The 15,497-nt window shown below is 51.7% G+C and carries 19 protein-coding genes; 5 read left to right on the top strand and 14 right to left on the bottom strand.

Annotated features, from left to right (window positions below; genetic code table 11):
* Positions 1-41: 41 nt before the first annotated feature.
* From eboE to DUE52_RS01765, 4 genes are all read right to left on the bottom strand, one after another.
* Positions 42-1,277, bottom strand: a complete 1,236-nt coding sequence (eboE, locus tag DUE52_RS01780; protein ID WP_114404207.1) for a metabolite traffic protein EboE — start codon at positions 1,275-1,277, stop codon at positions 42-44.
* Positions 1,274-2,422, bottom strand: coding sequence for a 3-dehydroquinate synthase (locus tag DUE52_RS01775; protein ID WP_114404206.1), 1,149 nt, complete (start codon positions 2,420-2,422; stop codon positions 1,274-1,276). Before DUE52_RS01775 ends, eboE begins: the two co-directional genes overlap by 4 nt.
* A 181-nt stretch (positions 2,423-2,603) precedes the next feature.
* Entirely contained in the window at positions 2,604-3,479 is an 876-nt protein-coding gene (eboC, locus tag DUE52_RS01770; protein ID WP_114404205.1) for a UbiA-like protein EboC, read from the bottom strand.
* A 96-nt stretch (positions 3,480-3,575) separates the two neighbouring features.
* Positions 3,576-4,508 carry a TatD family hydrolase gene (locus DUE52_RS01765; RefSeq protein WP_114404204.1) on the bottom strand — a complete coding sequence of 311 codons (933 nt, stop codon included), beginning with the start codon at positions 4,506-4,508 and terminating at the stop codon, positions 3,576-3,578.
* A 199-nt stretch (positions 4,509-4,707) separates the two neighbouring features.
* Between DUE52_RS01765 and DUE52_RS01760 the strand changes: the two genes are divergently transcribed.
* On the top strand, positions 4,708-5,355 hold the full coding sequence (locus tag DUE52_RS01760; protein WP_114404203.1) for a DUF4136 domain-containing protein: 648 nt from the start codon (positions 4,708-4,710) through the stop codon (positions 5,353-5,355).
* A 91-nt stretch (positions 5,356-5,446) separates the two neighbouring features.
* A complete protein-coding gene (locus DUE52_RS01755) occupies positions 5,447-6,118 on the top strand; it encodes a hypothetical protein (RefSeq protein ID WP_133299740.1) in 672 nt (223 codons plus the stop codon).
* A gap of 264 nt (positions 6,119-6,382) precedes the next feature.
* On the opposite strand, the gene DUE52_RS01750 is transcribed toward DUE52_RS01755, so the two are convergent.
* The 3 genes from DUE52_RS01750 to rpsU form a co-directional block, all read right to left on the bottom strand.
* Positions 6,383-7,135, bottom strand: coding sequence for an EboA domain-containing protein (locus tag DUE52_RS01750; protein ID WP_170315677.1), 753 nt, complete (start codon positions 7,133-7,135; stop codon positions 6,383-6,385).
* 36 nt (positions 7,136-7,171) lie between these two features.
* On the bottom strand, positions 7,172-8,059 hold the full coding sequence (locus DUE52_RS01745; protein ID WP_114404201.1) for a tyrosine-type recombinase/integrase: 888 nt from the start codon (positions 8,057-8,059) through the stop codon (positions 7,172-7,174).
* Positions 8,060-8,158: 99 nt separating this feature from the next.
* Positions 8,159-8,356, bottom strand: a complete 198-nt coding sequence (rpsU, locus tag DUE52_RS01740; RefSeq protein ID WP_114404259.1) for a 30S ribosomal protein S21 — start codon at positions 8,354-8,356, stop codon at positions 8,159-8,161.
* A gap of 210 nt (positions 8,357-8,566) precedes the next feature.
* On the opposite strand from rpsU, the gene DUE52_RS01735 reads away from it, so the two are divergent.
* Positions 8,567-9,484 carry a Ppx/GppA phosphatase family protein gene (locus DUE52_RS01735; RefSeq protein WP_114404200.1) on the top strand — a complete coding sequence of 306 codons (918 nt, stop codon included), beginning with the start codon at positions 8,567-8,569 and terminating at the stop codon, positions 9,482-9,484.
* Positions 9,485-9,549: 65 nt separating this feature from the next.
* A complete protein-coding gene (locus tag DUE52_RS01730; RefSeq protein WP_114404199.1) occupies positions 9,550-10,041 on the top strand; it encodes a PaaI family thioesterase in 492 nt (163 codons plus the stop codon).
* Positions 10,042-10,190: 149 nt separating this feature from the next.
* Here the strand turns inward: DUE52_RS01730 and DUE52_RS01725 are convergent, their stop codons facing one another.
* Positions 10,191-10,943 carry an SDR family NAD(P)-dependent oxidoreductase gene (locus DUE52_RS01725; RefSeq protein ID WP_114404258.1) on the bottom strand — a complete coding sequence of 251 codons (753 nt, stop codon included), beginning with the start codon at positions 10,941-10,943 and terminating at the stop codon, positions 10,191-10,193.
* 151 nt (positions 10,944-11,094) lie between these two features.
* On the opposite strand from DUE52_RS01725, the gene DUE52_RS01720 reads away from it, so the two are divergent.
* On the top strand, positions 11,095-12,285 hold the full coding sequence (locus DUE52_RS01720; protein WP_114404198.1) for a dipeptidase: 1,191 nt from the start codon (positions 11,095-11,097) through the stop codon (positions 12,283-12,285).
* A 104-nt stretch (positions 12,286-12,389) separates the two neighbouring features.
* Here the strand turns inward: DUE52_RS01720 and DUE52_RS01715 are convergent, their stop codons facing one another.
* The 6 genes from DUE52_RS01715 to DUE52_RS01690 form a co-directional block, all read right to left on the bottom strand.
* Complete coding sequence (locus tag DUE52_RS01715; RefSeq protein WP_114404197.1) at positions 12,390-12,815, bottom strand: BrxA/BrxB family bacilliredoxin; 426 nt, start codon at positions 12,813-12,815, stop codon at positions 12,390-12,392.
* Positions 12,816-12,984: 169 nt separating this feature from the next.
* Positions 12,985-13,296: a DUF59 domain-containing protein gene (locus DUE52_RS01710; RefSeq protein WP_114404196.1), complete on the bottom strand. Its 312-nt coding sequence runs from the start codon at positions 13,294-13,296 to the stop codon at positions 12,985-12,987.
* An 11-nt stretch (positions 13,297-13,307) separates the two neighbouring features.
* Positions 13,308-13,757, bottom strand: a complete 450-nt coding sequence (locus DUE52_RS01705) for a SufE family protein (RefSeq protein WP_114404195.1) — start codon at positions 13,755-13,757, stop codon at positions 13,308-13,310.
* Positions 13,754-14,053 (bottom strand): type II toxin-antitoxin system RelE/ParE family toxin, encoded by a 300-nt coding sequence (locus tag DUE52_RS01700; RefSeq protein ID WP_114404194.1) that lies wholly within the window; start codon positions 14,051-14,053, stop codon positions 13,754-13,756. The genes DUE52_RS01705 and DUE52_RS01700 overlap by 4 nt, the downstream gene beginning before the upstream one ends.
* Positions 14,032-14,223, bottom strand: coding sequence for a hypothetical protein (locus DUE52_RS01695; RefSeq protein WP_114404193.1), 192 nt, complete (start codon positions 14,221-14,223; stop codon positions 14,032-14,034). The genes DUE52_RS01700 and DUE52_RS01695 overlap by 22 nt, the downstream gene beginning before the upstream one ends.
* A gap of 17 nt (positions 14,224-14,240) precedes the next feature.
* The gene (locus DUE52_RS01690) at positions 14,241-15,479 is read right to left on the bottom strand and encodes a cysteine desulfurase (protein WP_114404192.1); all 1,239 of its coding nucleotides are present in this window, start codon (positions 15,477-15,479) and stop codon (positions 14,241-14,243) included.
* Between the last annotated feature and the right edge of the window lie 18 nt (positions 15,480-15,497).

The raw sequence follows: 15,497 nt of genomic DNA, 5'->3' as shown, positions 1-15,497 counted from the left end.
AAAAGTATTTCTCAATCCAGCACCTTTACATTTGATATTCATCATTTTACATTTAATATTTCCTTTAATACCCATTCCAGTTCCCGCCCAATCGAATCATTCAGCCGCAGCTTCATGTCTTCGGGTAACACTTCCCAGGTATATGTCTCGACTTCCAGTTGCTGCGTAAACGGGTTTTCTTTCTGTAACCGAAGCACTTCCGTAATATCCTCCTGCGTCGATTGCAGCAGACCGTAATCGGCTACGAAAAGCGGAACGTGGAAATGCGACCGCCACTCGACGTGACTTTCGTCGAAGGCCAGCAGTGCTTCGGGTAAATCCGGAAACCGCAGCAGATCACCGTTCGAATCCCGCGCTACGACCTGGTGCAGATAGGTCGGCTCGTTGAACTGCCGGAACTGGTCCAGAACCGCTTCCCGGCTGTTTTCTTCCACCGGAAATGTGGCTTTCAAAGCCGCGCTGATCTGGATTTTGCCTACTTTCAGGTCATTCTCTTTCAGCTTTTTCAGCACCTCGTCCGGGCGTTCATAACCGACCGCAAAATGGCAAACGTCGTAGCACAACTGTACGTGTTCGCGCAGAGCCGCTTCCGCTTCACCCGCCGATAGACCAAACTCATCGTTGAGCCGTTCAATGCCGATGGGCAGCAGATACAGGTTGAACCATTCGATAAACTCGTCACCGGTTTCCAGCAAACCGTCGGGTTCGGGTTCGAGGTCGAGGTGGAGACTGATGCCTTCGGCCTGCTTGATGCGCACTAGTTCTTCCACGACCGTCATCAGCCGTTGCGTAGTGGCTTCGAACGCCAGATCGCGCTCATCCCGGTTGTTCCATTGAAACCAGTAGCGGTAGGAGAGGGGCGACGTGGAAATCCCGGCTTCCGTAATACCGCCTGCCATCTGGACAGGCAGCAGTGCGGTTAGCAGCCGAAAAAGCCGGATGGTGTAGTCGACCCGCTCGGGCGTTCGCCAGTCGGGGGCGTGAACCTGGTCTTTAACACGGGTATTATGAAAACCGCCGTACGGAAAACCGTTCATCGTAAAGACGTAGCAGTCGTTGTCGGTCAGCCAGTTCTGAAACTCCTTAAGCCGCTCGGGCTGCACCAGTTCCAGGCTGGCGACGTTGGATAACCGGAGTCCAATGCCGAAGGGCGCATCGGGCGAAAGCTTTTGTTTGATCGTCGGAATGGCCTGTTGCAGCGCGATAAAATGATCCGCCCAATGCTCACCGGCGTGAATATTGGTGCAATAACCGAGGTGTCCCAGCGGGGTTTTCATGCGGGCTGAATTTCGTTTTCTTTTAAAATACCAATCGCTTCGCGAATCAGCTCCATGTCCATTTCGTGTACTTCCACGCCTTTGCCGATGGCTTTCAGCAGCATGATCGTCAATTGACCACCGAGGTGTTCGCGGAATTCATTCAGCCCTTTTAGTAAACCGTCGCCGTCGAGAGCGGGATGGAATAACGAAAAGCCGAGGGTGCGTTCCAGGTTCAGAATGCGGTGGGTGTCGGCTTCACTGAGCCAGCCCAGTCGTTGCGAATACAGGCTGTCGAGGGCAATGCCAATGGCAACGGCTTCACCGTGGCGAACCTCAAAATCAGTGAGTTGTTCGAGTTTGTGCGCACTCCAGTGGCCAAAATCCAGCGGTCTTGACGAACCCATTTCGAACGGATCGCCACTGGCAATGTGGTCGAGGTGCAACTCGGCGCAGCGGTGAATCAGGTATTGCATGGCGTCCAGATCGCGGGCGGCCAGTTTTTCGGCGTTCGTTTCCAGCCATTCAAAAAACGGTTGGTCTTTAATCAAAGCGACTTTGATGGCTTCCGAAATACCCGCCCGCCAGTCGCGGTCGTCGAGCGTTTTCAAAAACTCGGTGTCGTTGAAAACCGCAACCGGTGGGGCAAACGAACCCAGGAAGTTCTTTTTCCCCCGGTAATTAACGCCGTTTTTGACACCGATACCCGAATCGTTTTGCGACAAAACCGTCGTCGGAATCCGGATGTGGCGGATGCCCCGGTGCGAGATGGCAGCCACGTAGCCCACCAGATCCAGCACCGAACCGCCCCCGATGGCAATCACGTAAGAGTGGCGGTCGATGCCGTAGCGATCCACGGCCTCAATGAGTTGATCGACCAGTGCCGGATCGTTTTTGGCACCTTCGCCACCTGGAATAACCAGAAGGTCCGGAACGAGATCAACGATCGACACATTGGCAAAATACGCTTTGATCTGTTCCGGTAAACTGGGATGGCTGCTTACAACGCCTTCATCCAGAATGAATAACAGTTTTTTGCGAAAACCTTCCGAATGTCGTTTATTCAGGAACTCGAGTAAGGTAAGATTGGTACTTTCGAACAAACGGTCGGAAAAGTAAACGTTGTAGGTAAACTGAACGCTGAATGACTGGTGAAGGGTATTCATTCCTTGGGACACTAAGTTAATAGAATGTATAGGTACTAATTGATTTGCCCCCCCCACCCCCCTAAAGGGGGCTTTAAGCATATGGCAAAAGCCCCCTTTAGGGGGGTGGGGGGGCAATGGATTGAAACAACCAAACCAACGGTTTATTCTTTAAAACAAGAGTTTGGCCGGAACCGTTCGGTTACGTCACCGCAAATACTTTGGCCAGTAGCCGTGACAACGGCAGCAGACAGACGACAAGCATTGCCAGCGGAAACGAGGCAAAAGCGGCCACCCACGCGGCATTCATCACAATCAGCGACAACACCCCCGATTTAACCGCCATACCGATGTTTCGGCCCGTTGGTTCGCGAATCGCTTGCCACAGGGGCGGAAAAATGAAGAAGCCGAACAGCAAAAGAAACGGAATGGCTGTTCCTAATTGCTGTTGCTGCTGAGCAATCGCGCCAATGCAGCCAATCACGAGTCCATAGAGCAAACCGGCCACCCTGAGAACCATGGGTTTTCCACCGTGCACCTCGCCCCGGCTGATCATCGTAATGGCGGCAATATAAACAATCGGAATGACCCCGAGCGACGCCCAGACTGGCACCTGATTGGGCAAAATGCTGATACCCAGTACCAGATTCAACCCCCGGCATAGGCCCATGTTCAGCGGCCCGATGATGGCATTATGCTTTCCAAACTTGTCGTAAACGAGCGATGCAACGCTAATTGCAATGGCCAGCCAGCCCGCTGTTGGGTTCACCATCCAGGCGGCCACAATACCGATCAGCAATAATACACTTCCCAGTAAAGTTGCCTGTCCCAGACTCACCTGCCCGCTTGGAATGGGCCGTTCCGGTCGCTCGACGGCATCCAGTTCGGCATCGAAAACATCATTGAACACCACGCCACCGCCATACAGCCCGACCGTCGACAGGCAAAGCCAGCCCACCGGCGCCGGATCGGCATTGGGAATGAGGTAATAACCGGCAATGGCCATCCCGGCCATGACATCGGCAACGGAGGTGATGAGGTTGGCAGGGCGGGTTAGGCGAAGAAGCGGGAGGAGCATGTAAAGGGAATAATAAATGTAAAATGATGAATGATAAATGTAAAAGTTCTGGTCAGTTAAACACTTTTACATTTATCATTCATCATTTTACATTTATTATTTAATAATTGTTGATGATTTATCCACCCGTGGAGCTTGTCCTCCCCGCAGCACGGAGCTGCCATTGTAGCGCTGGCTCTGGTCGATGTCGATGGGTTGTTCGAAGTCGGCGAGGCTGATCTGGCCACTTTGGGCGAAAGCCGTCACGGCGTTTTCGAAGGTAACCAGGCGGATGGTTTCGTCGGAAATACCGCGTTCTTTCATCAGGGCAGCGGTTTTCGGCAATGCCAGCGGATCGCTGATGCCCCAGTCGGCCGCCGAGTTGATCATGATGCGTTCGGGGCCGTATTGTTTCACCACTTCCACCATGCGCTCGTTGCCCATTTTGGTGAACGGATAAATCGTAAAACCAGCCCAGAAACCGCGATCCAGGACTTCCTTGACGGTTTCTTCGTTGTTGTGATCGACAATCACCATGCCGGGGTCCAGGCCATGTTCGAGCGCAATGTCCATGCTGCGGCTGGTTCCTTGTTTTTTGTCGCGGTGGGGCGTATGAATCTGAACGGGCAAACCGGCTTCTTTGGCCAGATCCAGTTGCGCGCGGTAGTATTTTTCTTCGGCGGGTGTCTGGTCGTCGAAACCAATTTCGCCCACGCCGACAACGCCTTCCTTGTAGATAAACAGCGGCAGAATTTCCATCACCTGCTCGGCCAGGGCCTCGTTGTTGGCTTCTTTGGAGTTCAAACCGATGGTACAGTAATGCCGGATGCCAAACTGCGACGCCCGAAACCGTTCCCAACCCACAAGGCTGGCAAAATAATCGCGGAACGAATCGACGCCCGTGCGCGGCTGTCCGAGCCAGAAGGCCGGTTCGATCACGGCCACAATCCCGGCATCGGCCATCGCCTGGTAGTCGTCCGTGGTGCGGGAGGTCATGTGGACGTGCATGTCAAAAAACTTCATCCCGCGTACTGTATCTAAAAAACTCATGAGTGTATCGGCTTTAAAAAGCAAAGTTAGTTGGGTAGTCATCCAGTTGCAAGTGACCGGGAGAACGATTCTGATTCCGGTGCTCCGAAAACCGGTTTTGAGCCATTAGAATACTATTAAAAACCGAAGCCTTCTCTATTTCGTTAAATAGATGCGGTGCGTTTATCGTTAATTATGTAAAAGGTAAATTCAGTAACTTATGAAAACTATCGTTCGGATTCTGCTGTGGGTGGGCGTTTGTGGAGGCATAGGAAGTGGAGTCAGTTCCTGCCGACCCGACCCACTCGACAACCTGTCGCCCGAAGAGAGCCAGGTTTTTATTACCAATCATGATCGTTCGGTCAATTTTGCCAATTATAGAACATTTAGTCTGCCGGATTCGGTGGTGGAAGTTAGCAACAATCAGCAGCAACTTTCCATGACGGGGATTGAGCAGCCATTTCTGGATCGTTTGGCGCAAACGCTCACCAGCCGTGGTTATCAGCGGGTGAACCGGAGCATCAACTCCGATCTGGGAGTTTCCGTGATGCGGGTCAACAACAGTTACGTGGGGGTTACCTCCATGCCCTTTTCGCCTTATTACCTCGATTACTGGGGCTATGGCGGTTTGGGCGGTTTTGGGGGCTTCAACCCATATTACCCCAATTATTATTCGTTCTACGAGGTAAGCGACACCTACTGGTTGATTCAACTGATCGATTTGAAGAATGCCAATACCGCCAGTCAGGAGTTGAACGTAATCTGGCAGGCCCAGATTCGCGGCACCGGTATTTTCGATGCCGCTTCGGTTGATTCCATCATTACCAAAGTGTTCGATCAATCGGCTTACCTGCGGGCTAATCAGTAGAGAATAAAGAGATTAGACAAGAGAGTAAAGACACTGCGAGTGAGTTAGGTCTTTACGCTCTTGTCTATCATCTTTCATCAAAAAAACAGTCATGAATACGAAAATCATATTGAGTCTTATGGGCATCCTCTGGGCGCTGGGAGCGGTGGCGCAGACGGATCTGGAACAAAAAGAGCGGGACATCGAGTTTAACAAAACCCTCTACGAGCGGTTTGTATCGGGCCGCGCTACGGTTTTTTACGGGGTTGGACTGCCTCAGGGTAGCCAGCAGAACTTCATCGACAAGGTAGGAAACCGCAATTTTGCAGTTGCCGTCGAAGCAATGTTTCCGGGTCGGTTTTCGGTCGGTGCGCGCATCGGTCAGCAATACGTTTCGGAGCGGTTGCCGCGTCAGGTTTTTTCTTTTGAAGACGGAACCGACATCTCGGCGGTGCAAACCCGGGCGCTGACTACCATTCCGCTGCTAGCGATTGGGTCGATATACCTGAACGACATCAACTCGGTTTTTCGTCCGTACCTCCAACTGGGTGCCGGTGGTGCTTACGTCGATTATGTCCGGTATTACGGCACGCTGGTGGATCAGAAAACCGGCGTTCGGGGTGCGGTGGCTCCGGCTGTGGGCGCTAAGTTTCAGTTTGGGAAAAATAATAACCTGGGCGGAGAGATTCAGGCGCAGTACCAGCACGTTTTTTTTAACTACAACGAGTTGAAAAACAGCACGAATTTGCTGTTTTCGGTTGGTTTATCGTATCGCTGGTTGTAAGTTAAACCCGGGTTTCAGGAATCACCCGTTTATTGGTTTTTAATCGGTCATTCCTACAAAATGGACCATCCCTCCGGGATTGCTGGTTTGTCATGTTGCATCCTTCCCTGCCGGTTAAAACCGGGGGCTACAAAATGGATCATCCCTCCGGACTGTTTAGGCCAACAATCCCGGAGGGATGATTCATTTTGTAGCGGTGGGTTTTAACCCACTGAAACGGGCAGGATTGGGTGAAAAAATCCCGGAGGGATGACCCATTGAAGGCTAAACAGGGGTGCCAGCCGCCCCGTGGTTTCGTAGCAAACCCTCCAGTTCGGCCCGGTTTGCGTCGGTTACAAACGGTTTTACCAGTGTCCAGAGTTGCGGGGGAATGGTGCGTCCGGCCGCCCGGCGCTCTTGGGCGTAGTCGACGGCGATGCGCGCCAGCGTTTCATTGGTGCGTTCTTCAAAACCGAGGATTTCTTCTACCGGTTTGTCGCAGAAGAAAGCCTTCATCACCAGTTGATTCCAGGCCGGTTCGTCCAGTTGCTCGGCCGGATACGGATTCTGAAGCATCAGCGCATCCTGCACGGGGCTCATGTTGCTCCGAACGCCCTCAGTAGCCTGAAACCGCCAGTGTTCGGGAAACTGTAGAACCGGAATTGCGGAATACAAAGCCGCCAGTTCGTTCATTTCGGCCGCTTTGAACAGGTTTTCGATGGTGCTGAAATACACCGCCGGATCGTCGGCAGGCAATTGGAGCAGCCACCAAACCCGCGCCAGCCGGTCGAGCGACCAGCCTTCAATAGTAAAACCGTTCCGCAAAGTTTGTATTTCCTGCGTCTGGTCGGGCGAAACGCTAATGGGTTGTTTGCCGACAAACCGCGGAATGGCAGTAAAAACGCGGTAGAAAACCGCGGTGGTGGGTTGGTTCCGGTAGGCGTCGGCTTGTTGGGTCAGATACGCAACGGCTTTTTCGGCGTCGGGCTGCTGCCGGATCAGGTCGAGGAGGGTGTCGGAAAGTGCTGGCGAATTCATGCCGTAAAAGTAGTAAGCAGATTGACGACTGCCAACTTACCCGGCCTTTGGATGGGCCTGATTATACGCTTTCTTCAATTTATCGATCGTCGTGTGCGTATAGATCTGCGTCGCGGCCAGGCTGCTGTGACCTAGTAAATCCTTGATGGCATTCAGATCGGCACCCCGGTTGAGCAGATGGGTGGCGTAAGTATGGCGCAGCACGTGCGGACTTTTCTTTTCCAGGGTCGTTACCAAACCCAGATACCGCTTTACAATCCGCTGAATCAGAACCGGATACGATTTAACACCCTGGTCGCTCAGGATCAGAAAAACCGGGTCGGCGTTGGGGCCAAACTCAGCTTCCTTCGTTTGCTGGTACTGTTGAATCAACGTGAACAAGGGCGTCGGCACCGGAATGATCCGGTGTTTGTTGCGCTTGCCCAACACCGTGATGGTTTTTTCGTACAAATTGACGTCGGCGGTTTTCAGCCCCACCAGTTCGGCGAGCCGGATGCCGGTACCGTAGAGCAGTTCGAGCACCAGTTTATCGCGCAATCCCTTGAAATCATCCGGGAAATCGACATCGTCCAGCAAGGTTTCCATCGGTTTTTCTTCCACAAAAACCGGAATTTTTTTGCTGGTTTTCAGGGCCGAAACTTTCAGCATCGGGTCGGCGGCAATGGCTTTCCGGCGGAGCATAAACCCGAAAAAACTGCGTAAGGTGGCAATTTTCCGGTTGACGGATGTCTTATCCAGTCCGCTTTCGACCAGGCTCACAATCCAGGAACGAATCATGTGAAAGGTCGCCTGCTCGGGTTGTTCCAGCTCGTACTGGCTTTTCAGATAGGTCTGAAACTGGTCGATGTCAATGCGATACGCCGTCAGGGTATGGTGGCTCAGGCGTTTCTCGTAGCGGATGTGTTCAAGGAAAGTCGAAACCATAGGGCGTTGAGAGTCGGAATACCGAACAAGATACCATAAAAAAAGCAGTAAGCGAATGCCTACTGCCAACCCATGCTGTTGTCGGTGCTATACTACAGACTATACTTCACTATTGCTGCCGTACATTTTTTCACGGTACACCGCTTTCAGAATTTCCTGACGACGTTTGATCGACGGTTTCTGGAAAGCAGTCCGGGAACGCAGAGCGCGCAATACGCCGGTTTTTTCAAATTTTTTCTTAAAGCGCTTGAGGGCTTTGTCAATTGACTCGTTTTCTTTGACGTTTATGATAAGCATATCCTGCAATTCGTTAATTTTCTGATACCAAACGGATTGCAAAGGTATGTTTCCAGAAGGAAAAAACCAATAGTTTTGCACGAAATGATTAACAACGAAATGGTCGGATGGTTAAATGGTTATTGATGGTTAAAAATGGTTAAATGAACACCAGCCATTTTAACCATTTAACCATTTTAGCCATCAACAACCATTCAATCCATCCATTCCATGAAACAAGCCGTTATTGACCTCGGAACCAATACCTTCCATTTGATGATTACGGACGCAGGGCGGACGCTTTTTCGCGAAAGCCGACCGACGAAAATTGGGAAATCCGGTATCAATCAGGGCCTTATCACCGACGAAGCCACCGAGCGGGCGTTAACGGTTTTGCGGTATTTTCGGGATGTGCTTGACAGGCACCAGGTTTCGCCCGAAGACGTCGTTGCCATCGGTACCAGCGCCATCCGCAACGCGGGAAACCAGTCGGCGTTTATTGAACGGATTCGGCAGGAAACCGGGATTGTCATCCGCACCATTTCGGGCGACGAAGAAGCTGGTTATATTTATGCCGGGGTGCGGGCTGCGGGCGCGCTGGATGATAAAATGGCGCTGGTGATTGACATCGGTGGCGGCAGCGTCGAATTTATTTTGTGTATGGAGCGACGGGTTTACTGGAAACAAAGTTTCGAAATCGGCGGGCAACGGTTGCTGGAGCGGTTTATGGACACCGATCCGATTAGTCCGACGGCGGTCAATCGGCTGAACCGCTATTTTCAGGAGCAATTATTGCCGCTCACGAATGCCGTTCATCAGTATGCGCCGGTCGTTCTGGTGGGTTCGTCGGGTTCGTTCGATACGCTGGTCGACCTGCAATTCATGCACGAAAAAGGCCATTTGCCGGACGAAAGCCAGACGGCTTTTGAGTTGCCGATCCGCGAATTTTATTGGTCTTATGAATTATTGCTGACCCGCAACCACGCAGAACGGATGCAATTGCCGGGCATGATCGAGTTGCGCGTCGATATGATTGTGGTGGGTGTCTGCCTGATCGATTACGTGCTGCGTGCCTACGGGATTCAGCAGATCCGGGTGTCGACATATTCGTTGAAAGAAGGCGTTCTGGCCGGTATTTTTCAATCCTGAAAAGAACGGTTTTGACGCGGAAATGCCTTGAAATTAACTAATTAACTATATTTTTTACGTACCCAATGGCAGCAGACGAAAGAGAACGATCGTATAACTGGGAAGATCCCATGCAGGGCGCACAGGCCGCCAAAACCATGTCCGGACTGGAGTACTTGCAAAGTATTCAGGACGGCATCAACCCGCTTCCGCCCATTTGCCAGACGCTGGATTTTGATCCGGTATCGATGGAAGATGGCAAAGCGGTTTTTTCCGTGATCCCGTCCGAATTTCATTACAACCCGATTGGCGTCGTACACGGCGGTTTGTTGAGCACCCTCTGTGATTCGGCTATGGGTTGCGCCATTCACACCAAACTGGCGGCTGGCGTCGGCTACACCACCCTCGAATTGAAAGTGAATCTGGTGCGGCCCGTGACGGCCAAAACCGGCAAGCTCGTCTGCACCGGAACCGTCATCCACGTCGGTCGCAGCGTAGCCACCGCCGAAGCACGGGTAGAAGACGCCCAGGGCAAACTCTACGCCCACGCGACCTCGACGTGTATGATTTTGAAATAGGATTGGATGGTTTTGATGGTTGAAAATGGTTGGGATGGTTAAAAATGGTTGGATGGCTAGCGGTATTTCAACCATTCTTAACCATCCCAACCATTTTTAAACCATTCAACCATTAAAGCCATTTAGCCATTTTTCAACCATCAAAACCATTACTTCCTGTGAATCGTCGTTGCTGCGGACTGGGCAGAAGCGAGGATGGTCATATCGGCGATGGTGACGTGGGGGGGGGCGGTGACGGCGTATACGACGGCGTCGGCGATGTCGGTGGCGGTCAGCGGGGAGAATCCTTCGTAGATTTTGGCTGCCCGCGCTTCGTCGCCTTTGAAACGAACCAGCGAAAATTCGGTTTCGACGGCGCCGGGCGCCACGTTGGTAATTTTAATGCCGTATTGGGTCAAATCCAGCCGCATTCCTTCGCTCAGGGCTTCGACGGCGGCTTTTGAAGCACAGTAAACCCCGCCGTTCGCGTAGGTCTGTTTCCCGGCAATGGAACTGATGTTAACGATGTGACCGCGCCCGTTGGCCACCATGCCCGGAGAAACCGCCCGTGTAACGTACAGCAAGCCCTTCACGTTGCCGTCGATCATCGCATCCCAGTCGTCCACGTCGCCCTCGTGAATCGGTCCCATGCCGTGCGCGTTGCCGGCGTTGTTGATCAGCATATCGATGGTTTTCCAGTCGGCGGGCAGGGAAGCTATGGCGGTTTCAACGGCGGACCGGTCGCGGACGTCGAAGTTGAGCGTATAACATTCTGAATCCGGGCTGAGGGTCTGTTGCAACTCATCCAGCCGTTCCTGGCGTCGGCCACATAGAATAAGCCGGTATTTTAGTTTGGAAAAAGCGGTCGCAATGGCAAGGCCGATGCCGGAGGTGGCGCCGGTGATCAGGGCAGTTGGGGTCATTTTCTGAATCGTTAATTTGAAAAAAACAGGTTGTAAAGAAAGCGGATGTTCCGGATAAATCAGAATCGAACGGGCTTCCCGGTCGTTTAACGGGTACGTATAGTACGAATTTAGCGATTCTTTTTTACCTTGGGATTTAGACCACTCATCAATGAACCCCATTCTTTCCCTATTTCTGCTGCTTACCGTTTTTTTTCTACCTTCCGATCGGCTGACCCGGAAAGCCCATAAAATTCACCAGCGTATATTGACGCTCGACACCCACGCCGATGCACCGATCAACATGGTAAAAGACGGTTTTGATGTGGGTGAGCGGCACGACCGGGTGCGCGACAAGTCGCAGATCGACTTTCCCCGCATGAAAGAAGGCGGGATGGACGCCATGTTTTTTGCGGTTTATCTGGCGCAGGGACCCCGCACACCGGAAGGCCACGCGGAGGCCAAAGCCAAAGCCCTCGCTATTTTTAAAAGCATCGATGCCGCTTTAAAAAAACACCCCGATCAGGCCGAACTGGCAACGACACCCGCCGATGCCTACCGGATTGAAAAAGCCGGGAAGCGGGCGGTTTTTATCGGAATGGAAAATGGCTATCCGGTGGGCGAAGATCTGGCGATGCTAAAAACGTATTTTGACCTGGGTTGCCGCTACATTACGCTCGCCCACTTTGCCAACAACGCCATTTGCGACTCCGCAACCGATCCCGATGGTCCACTTTACAATGGATTGAGTGATTTTGGTAAAAAGGTGGTACCGGAAATGAACCGACTCGGCATTCTGATCGATGTGTCCCATATTTCCGATAAATCATTTTACGATGTGCTGGCATTGTCGAAAGCACCGGTGATTGCGTCTCACTCCAACGTCCGTGCGCTTTGCAATTTTCCACGGAACATGACCGACGAAATGATCCAGGCGCTGGCGGCCAAAGGTGGCGTGATTCAGGTAAATTTCGTAACTGATTACCTCCGAAAACCGTCGGACGAACACCGCCAGGCGTTGAACTCTATCCGGATGGCGGGTGTGGGCCGGGTGGTAACCCCGGAAATGCGGACGCGACTTGATGCCAAAGAAGACTCGATTCAGAAACGGTATGCCTACGAACGGGCCAGCGTGGCGGACATCGTCAAACACATCGACTACATTGTCCGGCTGGTAGGCATCGACCATGTCGGCATTGGCAGCGATTTCGACGGGGGCGGGGGCGTCAATGGTCTGGAGGATGTCAGCGAAATCGAAGCCCTGACGCTGGAACTGGTGCGAAAAGGCTATTCGGAACAGGATATTGCCAAAATCTGGGGCGGTAATTTGCTGCGGGTGCTGGGGCAGGCCAAAGTGCCGTAATAGCGGTTTAGAATAAAGAGAAGAGACAAGAGAATAAAGACCTGAAACCTGGATTTATCCGATTTCTGTCTCTATTCTCTTGTCTCTTCTCTTTATTCTAAGGCTTACGCCTTTTCGCAGAATTCTTCGAACGCCATTTCCAGGTGCTGAGCGATCATTTGCGCAGAGCGTCCTTCGATGTGGTGCCGCTCGATAAAGTGTACCAGTTCGCCATCTTTGAAAATACCGATGGCCGGTGATGATGGCGGATAAGGCAGCAAATACTCGCGCATCCGGGCCGTGGCTTCAAAATCGACGCCGGCAAAAACCGTCACCAGTTTGTCGGGTTTGATACCGCTCAGGTTTAAAGCCGCCTTAACGCCGGGACGAGCCGCACCAGCCGCGCAACCGCAGACCGAGTTGACGACCACCAGCATGGTGCCTTCGGCATTGTCCATGGCCTCATCGACTTTTTCGGCAGTGCTCAGGTCCTCGAAACCGACGCTTAGCAGGTCGTCCTTCATCGGGGCAACTAAATGTGGAGGATACATTGTATTGAGTTTTAAAGTGTATAGTAAATGGTTGTAATGGTTCGATGGCTGTAATGGTTAGATGGTTGAAGGATGGTTAGAAATGGCTGAATGGTTTGTCGTACGGCTAGCTATCCAACCATTACAACCATCCAACCCTTTAACCATTACAACCATCGAACCGTTCAAGTTACATAAAGCCCAGTTCCAGCTTGGCCACCTCCGACATCATTTCGGTGGTATAGGTCGGTTCGAATGTCAGCTCGACGCTCACGTCGTTGACGCCTTCGATGCTCCGGACTTTCGCTTCGATCTCGCCCGGAATGGTTCCCGCCGATGGGCAGGAGGGGGAGGTCAACGTCATCAGAATGTAGACGTTGTTAATCGGAAATATTTTGATTTCGTAAATCAACCCCAGTTCGTAGACGTCTACCGGAATTTCCGGATCATAGACTTCTTTCAGGGCTTTTACGACTTCGGCTTTCAGTTCTTCGTCATTCATAACTTTCTACTTTATAGCGTTGACCGCTCAGTCGTACGGTTTTTCAAAGCTTGTGCCGCCGAAAACTGTTTCATCTGCTGAATCATGGAAGCCAGCCCTCCGGCGCGCCGGGAGGTTACCAAGTTACTCAATCCAATCCGGTCGATGAAATACAAATCGGCGTTGGCAATATCCTCGGCTTTCTCGTTCGACAATATCCGGATCAACAAACTCACCAGCCCTTTGCTAATCTGGGCGGTCGGTTCGCTGTCGGCTTCGAAATGGACGGTATCGCCCCGCATTTCGGAATGCAGCCACACTTTCGACTGACAGCCCCGAATCAGGTTCTCATCCGTCTGGAACTGTACCGGCATGGGCGGCAGTTTCTTCCCGATGTCAATGATGTATTGCGTTTTATCGAGCTGATCGTCAAAGAGATCGAAGTCTTCGATAATTTCGTCCTGTTTCTCGTTGATGGTCATTGTATCCGATCCACGTCGCTGGCAGAATGCCGAATGGCTACGATTGTAATGGTTTTTTGCAAATAGATATACAAAACGCGGTACTTCCCGACTAAGATTTCCCGAAAGAAACTCGTATTCTTTTCCGGTACGATTCGGCCCATCTCAGGAAATGTAGCTAACAGCGTCAATTTGCGGTTTAACTCATCTACCCATTGTTCGGTATAGCGCAAAGAAGATCGAGATAAATACTGCAAGGCATCCCGGAAATCTTCTTTCGCTTCATCCCGCCAAATTATTTCCGTTCCTGAATCCATTGACGAGCTTCTTGCATCACAACTTCATGCTTGTGACCTTTATTCTCTTCAATTTCTTCCATTGCCTTCTCATAACGCTCGAGAATAATCAGTTTCTCTACGGCTTCATCCAGCGAAATTTTTGGTGGAAGGTTTTGAAAAGCTTCAATAATAGTCGCTGTAGTAAGCATGATCGTTAAAATTAAGATTACAACATCATCTTTTTGACCCGTAGCAAACCCTGCACCAGCCGGTCAATCTCCTCTTTCGTGTTGTAAACCGCAAAGGAGGCCCGGGTGGTTCCCGTGAGGTTAAACCGGCGCATCAACGGCTGCGTACAGTGGTGACCCGTCCGGACGGCAATGCCCTGCTGATCGAGAATAACGCCCGTATCCTGGTGGTGAATCCCGTCCAGAACGAACGAAACCACACTGATTTTTTCAGCACTTTGGCCAATAATCCGCAACCCGTCGATGCTTTCGAGCGCTTCGGTCGCATATTCGAGCAGGCTGTGTTCGTAATCCGCTATCTTTTTCTTGCCCAGCGTTTCAATGTATTCCAGAGCCGCATACACCGCGATGACATCGGCGATGTTGGGCGTTCCGGCTTCGAACTTGTACGGCAGATCGTTGTAAGTAGTTTTCTCGAAGGTAACTTCCTTGATCATTTCGCCACCTCCCCGCCAGGGCGGCATGGCATTCAGAATATCCCGTTTGCCGTAAAGCACACCCATCCCGGTCGGGCCGTAGAGTTTATGCGCCGAGAAGACGTAAAAATCCGCATCCAGTGCCTGCACATCGATGTCGATGTGTGAACTGGCCTGGGCGCCATCGATCAGCACTTTGGCTCCCACGGCATGCGCTTTTTCAATGAGAAACTTCACCGGATTGATGGTGCCCATCGCGTTCGAAACGTGAACGGCGGAGACGAATTTGGTCCGTTCCGAAAGCAGCTTTTCGTATTCTTCCAGAATCAGATCACCCTTGTCATCAATGGGAATCACTTTCAGCACGCAGCCTTTTTCTTCGCACAGCATCTGCCAGGGAACGATGTTGGAGTGGTGCTCCATCGTGGTGATGATGATTTCATCCCCTTCTTTCAAAAACCGCCGTCCGTAGGTCTGGGCCACGAGGTTGATCCCGTCGGTGGTGCCGTAGGTAAAGATAATTTCTTCCACGTGAGCCGCATTCAGAAACTGTTGAATGGCCCGGCGCGAGGCTTCAAACGCCGATGTCGCTTTTTCGGCCAGCGTATGAATCCCCCGGTGAATGTTGGCATTGTAGCCTTCGTAATACCGGGTCAGGGCGTGGAGAACCGGAAGCGGTTTTTGGGTCGTCGCTGCGTTATCAAAATATACCAGTTGCCGACCGTTCACGACCTGATCAAGAATCGGAAAATCCCGGCGAATGGCTTCAATATCAAGGATTTCGTGTGTCGCAGTTTCCATAAAGAATTAAGAATTATA

This window comes from Larkinella punicea (assembly GCF_003334855.1).
GTDB lineage: Bacteria > Bacteroidota > Bacteroidia > Cytophagales > Spirosomataceae > Larkinella > Larkinella punicea.
This window is presented reverse-complemented; position numbering and strand designations above follow the sequence as displayed.

Coding starts and splice junctions, on each gene's coding strand:
- eboE (WP_114404207.1), bottom strand. CDS start 1,277: ATGAAAACCCCGCTGGGACACCTCGGTTATTGCACCAATATTCACGCC.
- DUE52_RS01775 (WP_114404206.1), bottom strand. CDS start 2,422: ATGAATACCCTTCACCAGTCATTCAGCGTTCAGTTTACCTACAACGTT.
- eboC (WP_114404205.1), bottom strand. CDS start 3,479: ATGCTCCTCCCGCTTCTTCGCCTAACCCGCCCTGCCAACCTCATCACC.
- DUE52_RS01765 (WP_114404204.1), bottom strand. CDS start 4,508: ATGAGTTTTTTAGATACAGTACGCGGGATGAAGTTTTTTGACATGCAC.
- DUE52_RS01760 (WP_114404203.1), top strand. CDS start 4,708: ATGAAAACTATCGTTCGGATTCTGCTGTGGGTGGGCGTTTGTGGAGGC.
- DUE52_RS01755 (WP_133299740.1), top strand. CDS start 5,447: ATGAATACGAAAATCATATTGAGTCTTATGGGCATCCTCTGGGCGCTG.
- DUE52_RS01750 (WP_170315677.1), bottom strand. CDS start 7,135: ATGAATTCGCCAGCACTTTCCGACACCCTCCTCGACCTGATCCGGCAG.
- DUE52_RS01745 (WP_114404201.1), bottom strand. CDS start 8,059: ATGGTTTCGACTTTCCTTGAACACATCCGCTACGAGAAACGCCTGAGC.
- rpsU (WP_114404259.1), bottom strand. CDS start 8,356: ATGCTTATCATAAACGTCAAAGAAAACGAGTCAATTGACAAAGCCCTC.
- DUE52_RS01735 (WP_114404200.1), top strand. CDS start 8,567: ATGAAACAAGCCGTTATTGACCTCGGAACCAATACCTTCCATTTGATG.
- DUE52_RS01730 (WP_114404199.1), top strand. CDS start 9,550: ATGGCAGCAGACGAAAGAGAACGATCGTATAACTGGGAAGATCCCATG.
- DUE52_RS01725 (WP_114404258.1), bottom strand. CDS start 10,943: ATGACCCCAACTGCCCTGATCACCGGCGCCACCTCCGGCATCGGCCTT.
- DUE52_RS01720 (WP_114404198.1), top strand. CDS start 11,095: ATGAACCCCATTCTTTCCCTATTTCTGCTGCTTACCGTTTTTTTTCTA.
- DUE52_RS01715 (WP_114404197.1), bottom strand. CDS start 12,815: ATGTATCCTCCACATTTAGTTGCCCCGATGAAGGACGACCTGCTAAGC.
- DUE52_RS01710 (WP_114404196.1), bottom strand. CDS start 13,296: ATGAATGACGAAGAACTGAAAGCCGAAGTCGTAAAAGCCCTGAAAGAA.
- DUE52_RS01705 (WP_114404195.1), bottom strand. CDS start 13,757: ATGACCATCAACGAGAAACAGGACGAAATTATCGAAGACTTCGATCTC.
- DUE52_RS01700 (WP_114404194.1), bottom strand. CDS start 14,053: ATGGATTCAGGAACGGAAATAATTTGGCGGGATGAAGCGAAAGAAGAT.
- DUE52_RS01695 (WP_114404193.1), bottom strand. CDS start 14,223: ATGCTTACTACAGCGACTATTATTGAAGCTTTTCAAAACCTTCCACCA.
- DUE52_RS01690 (WP_114404192.1), bottom strand. CDS start 15,479: ATGGAAACTGCGACACACGAAATCCTTGATATTGAAGCCATTCGCCGG.